We start from the raw sequence: 5,013 nt of genomic DNA, 5'->3' as shown, positions 1-5,013 counted from the left end.
CGGTCAGCCGCCGGCCCAGCGGCATCAGCCACCAGGGCCAGGCCCCCGAAGCCAGCGAGCCGACAGCGCCCGCGGCGAACGGCACGGCGAACGCGGCTGCCACCGCCGCCACCGCGAGGAGTACGAGCGAAGCGACGCTGTCGGCGGACGTGCCGCCGCCGTTCGGCCGCAGGGCACCGGCGATCCGTTCGCGGGCGAGCCCGAGGTCGTTCCAGCGGTGCTGCCCGAGCTGCCCGCCGCCCACGGTCGCGACCACGACGAACAGCGCGGCGGGCAGCAACCGCCGCAGGAACCAGCCGTCGGGTATGCGCTTCTGGAGTTCGGCGAGCAGTCCCACCGCCGTCAGCCGCCGACCGGGCGCATCGGGCGAACGGTCAGGGCACAGGCCGGAGTTTCCGTGCCCGCCCCGGCTGTCCCACCCGCCCCGCTCTCGCCGCCCTCGCGCAGGTCGACCCGCGCGCAACGCCCCGTGGGGCAGACCCAGCCGGCCGATCGCGGTGTGGGTCCGGCCGGCCAGTCGCCCACGCCCATCGTGGAGCGGAGGCCGAGCCCGCCGGGTATCCCCGCCGCCTCGGCGGCGTTGTGCAACGCGCGTACGGCGTCGCGCCACGCGTCGGCGGTGGGGTCGCCGTCCCGGACGACCGTGAAGGACACCGCCCAGACTCCCGGGTCGATCACCTCGCGTATCGCGTCGACATTGCGGCACAGGTACTCGACGGCGTCCTCGTACACCCTGCGCGCTTTCGCCCCGTCCCCCACCACAGACTCCCTGAAATCCCCGGAAACACTGCGTCTTGACGTGCGGTCACACTACTGTAATCGGACGATGACTGAGCTTCAGGAACGAGTGATCGCACGCCTCGTAGCCGCTCAGAACGCCCAGGATCCCGCGCCGTTGCGCGGAGACGAGGCGGTGGCGGACGCGTTCGCCCTGCTGCGCGAGGCCGCGCCGTCGCCGGAGTCGGCGATCGACCTCGGCTCGGTCACCCTTGTCTGCTGGACCTTCTGCCTCCGCCACCAGGGCCCCGAAGACCCGGACGCGCAGCGCAACATGTCGATCATGGTGAGCACCTACGGATTCCTGCGCCTGCGCCTGCCCGCCGACGCACAGCTCCCCGAGCCCCTGCGCGAAACGTTCGACCCCGCCGATCCGACGCATGACGCGCGGTTCGCGTACCTCGTGAGTTCGGTGTTCGGCGAGGCCGTCTTCAGCGTGCCGGATCTCGGGGACGCCGAGCGGCTGGCCACGCTGGACCTCGCGCTCGCCTGGTCCGACACGGCACACGAGTGCCTGCCCGAGAACCACGAGGGATTCTTCGAGCTGGCCGTTCACACCCTCGGGCTCAACGCGACACGTTTCCAACTCGCCGCGGATCCGGACGCGCTCGCCGTGGCCGCCCGGTACGCGGGGGCGGCGTGCGAGCGGCTGTCCTCCATCCCGCTCGACTCCCTCGGCCCTGGCGCCCCCGAGGCGGCGGCGGTCGCCCTCGGGACCGTACTGGACGCCGCACGGCTGCTCGGTGAGCCCGCCCTCGCCGAGGTCGAGCGGCTGGTCGCCGGGGCCCCCGACGAGGCGCTCACCCCGGAGAGCGCCGAGGCGCTGCGCTTCCTGCGCGCGCTGGAAGCCGAGCCGTTCTCCTGGCCGGGGGAACGGGACCTGCGCGTCGGCGCGATCATCGCCGACGCGGGCGTGAGCGAGCACGACGCGGCCCGGATCGCCTGTGGCGTACGGCGGCTGCGCGCGGCGCTCGCCGACACGCCCGCCGACCATCCGGCGCATCCCCATGTCGTCGCGGCGCTGGGCCGGGCACTTGACGCGTTCGCACGGGAGCGCGGTGGCGAAGGGGCGGCGACCGAGGAAGTACGGGAAGAGGCACGGGAGTCGGCACGCGAAGCGGCCGAACTCCTGGCCACCGTCGACATACCGGGCACGATGAGCAGCGCCGACGAGCAACTCCTCACCGAATTCGTCGCCGCGGCAAGGGAGTTCTCGGAGCTGCCCCCCGGTGTGGATCCGGGGCGGGTCCGGGAGGCGGGGCAGTCGTTCGGCCGCATGATCGAGCAGCTCAACGAGCGGACCGCGCGGAACGGTGAGCCCTCACCGACCGCGGACATCAGGCTGCAGAACTTCTACATAACCGGCTCGATCACGGACCTCGGCGGAGTCTCCGACGAGCGGATCGCCGCGTACCGCACCGCACTGGCGGCCGTGCCGGCCGACCAGCCGTACCGCTATGCCTACGTCACCGTGCTGGCCTCTCTTACGGGAGCGCGGGCGGAGGCGCTGCGGTCGACCGAACCCGCTCCTGCGGCGCGGCTCGCCACGGCGGCCCAACTCGCCCTGGAGTCGGCGTCGCTGATCGAGGAGGTGGCGGCCGAGGCCCCGGCCGGCTTTCTGCCGGTCGGCCTGCTGCGCCGCGGTGCGTTCGACGCCGCGGTGGTCCTCGCCCTGGAGGCGGCCAACGCGGGCCCGGCCGACGGCACGGCGGACCTGCGTGCCGCGGCGGCCGGAAACCCGCTGTTCGGCGAGCTGGCGGACGTCATCGAGGGCCTCCCTGACGCGGCGGACGGCGAACTGACCAGGCTCGGCTCCCTCTTGATCCGTATCCACGACCTCAACCTCGACGACCCCGGCCAACTCCCCTCCGACATAGAGATCCTGCGGGAAGTGCTCGCCGAGGTCGGGGAGGAGGACCCCTCCATGCGGGCGTCGGTGGCAGCGGCGCTCGGCGCCGCGCTCTCCGCCTCGGGTATGGCGGCCAACAACCCGGCGATCTTGGACGAGGCATTCAACGAGGCGGTCCCGCTGCTGCGTTACGCGCGTGAGCACCAGCCCGAGCACGACCGGACGTTCGATCAGACCCTCGCCCACGCGCTCACGTTCCAGGCGATCGGACGCTTCGACGCGGAAGCGGCGCGGGAGGTGTCGGCGCTGCTCGCCTCCTCCGCCACCGAAGAGGCGCCCACGGACATCAACCTGGAGCTGATGTCGGTCCACACCGGATTCTTCAACGCCTTGCAGAATTACGTGTTCGGCCATGAACCGGGCCAACTCACGCACGCCAGGGAGCAGGCGGGGCGGCTCAAGGAGCTGACCCGTCAGGCGGCCGCCCGGTCCGGGAAAGGCGCGCTGGAGGCCGACATCATGGGGGACGCCATGGTCGACCTGGTCGAGAGCGTCGGGCCAGGTGGCGGTCCGAAGTCCGACATCACCGACGGCCAGATCGACCGGTGCCGCGCGACGTTCCAGGCGTGCCCCGCCGGCCACCCGATGCGGCTCTTCACGTCCTCCACGCTCGCACGGGTGCTCACCCAGCACGCTGTCGCGGTACGCGGCGCCGACCCGGACCAGGCGGCGCGTCTCCTGGCCGAGGCCGGTGAGGTGGTCGGCGCCGTCGAGGCGGAGGCGCCCGGGGAGTGGGTGGAGATGCTGCGTACCTTCATCGCCATGGCCGAGGCGGGCCGACTGCCTCCGGTCTCCTCGTCGGAACAGCCGGAGCAGTCGGAGCAGTCGGAACAACTGGACGGCCCCTGGCCTTTCCCCTCGCCGCCTCCGTCGGCTTCCGGCTCGGCTTCCGCGTCGCCGTCCGAGCCGGACCAGCCGGCCGGGGCCGCGCCCTGGTCTCCTTCGAACGCCCTGGGGGCCATGGTCACCGCCCTCAGGACCCGGCTGTCCGGCAGCGCAGGACCCGGCGCCTGGCAGGACCCCAGGATCCCGGTGTGGATGCGTGCGCACGGCGAACTCGGAGCTGCGGCGGGCGCGTTGTCCAGGGATCAGTTGGATGTCGACGGGGCCCTGACCCACCTCGAAGCGGCCGTCGATGCCATGGCCGAGATCACCGACCGTGGCAGCGACCAGCAGTCCGCCGAGCACGGCCTGACGACATTCGAGGGGGACATCCGCCTGATCATCGAGCTTGCGCTCGTGCGGATCCTCGTCCGCGAGGCCACCGTCTGGGCGCGCGGTGTCAGGGACGAAATGGCGACGGCTGTGCGGGAACAGCGTGTGCCGGAGGCACCGCGCGTGCCGGAGACGATCCTCCATGTCGTCACCGGGCCCGACGTCGACCGCGCCACCGAACTGCTGGAGCGCGGGCGCGGGCTGCTGCTGTCCCGGCGGCTGGAGGCCCGCGCCGACCTCGGCGGTCTGCGGTCGGAACACCCGGCGCTGGCCGAGGAGTTCGAGCTGCTGACCGACCAGCTCACCGGCGAGCCCGACCTGCCCGACCCGGTCCCCGCCGGGCACGCGGAGTGGTCCCGGCTGGCCAGGCTCCGCGCGTCGCGGCAACTCGACGCGTTGGTGGAGCGCATCCGTACCGAGCCCGGGTTCGACGGCTTCCTGCGTGCCCTCTCCGTCGAGCAGTTGCGCGCGCTGGCGGCCGAAGGACCGATCGTCGTACTCAACCACTCCCGGCGCCACTGCCACGCCCTCGTGGTGACGGCCGGGTCGATCACCGCCCTTCGCCTCGAAGCCGAGGCGGACGAGATCACGGAGATGGCCGGGCGGCTGCGCGACGCCGTCGACGGCATCAACGCGCACGGTTCGTCGAGACCCTCCCCGGCACGGCTCGTCGCGGCCGGCGCCACGGTCCACGAGACGCTCTCGTGGACGTGGCACAAGATCGTGCGGCCGGTACTGGAACTCGTAGGGTCGTGCGACCCAGTTCCCGGGGCCTCAGACCCCTCCGACGCCTCCGACATCTCGGACGCCTCCGACGAGGGCGTGTGGCCCCGCGTCTGGTGGGTGCCCACGGGTTCCTTCAACGCCCTGCCGCTGCACGCGGCCCAGTGCACGCTGCCCGACTGTGAACTCGGCGGCTGCGGCGCCGCGCTCGACGCCGTGGTGTCGTCGTACGTGCCCGGGTTCCAGACCCTCGCGTACGCCCGTACCCGGGCCGAGGACCGCGACACCGCCGACAGCCGCAGCGCCCTGCTGGTCGCCGCGCCCGAGGACGAACTGCCCGGTGTGGCAGGGGCGGCGGCCTACGCGGCCGAACAACTCGGCGCGCGCGA

General features: G+C 72.8%; 2 protein-coding genes and 1 pseudogene. 1 reads left to right on the top strand and 2 read right to left on the bottom strand.

The window, feature by feature from the left end; translation table 11 throughout:
* Together QR77_RS46780 and QR77_RS18485 are read right to left on the bottom strand one after the other, a co-directional pair.
* A partial coding sequence (locus QR77_RS46780) for a hypothetical protein (protein WP_040023010.1) occupies positions 1-337 on the bottom strand: 337 nt, incomplete at its 3' end.
* A 5-nt stretch (positions 338-342) separates the two neighbouring features.
* A complete protein-coding gene (locus tag QR77_RS18485) occupies positions 343-759 on the bottom strand; it encodes a hypothetical protein (protein WP_040023008.1) in 417 nt (138 codons plus the stop codon).
* Positions 760-826: 67 nt separating this feature from the next.
* Here QR77_RS18485 and QR77_RS18480 point away from each other — a divergent pair.
* Positions 827-5,013: pseudogene (locus tag QR77_RS18480) on the top strand (hypothetical protein); the annotation flags it as partial.

The organism is Streptomyces sp. 150FB (genome assembly GCF_000818195.1).
Classification (GTDB): Bacteria; Actinomycetota; Actinomycetes; order Streptomycetales; family Streptomycetaceae; genus Streptomyces.
This window is presented reverse-complemented; position numbering and strand designations above follow the sequence as displayed.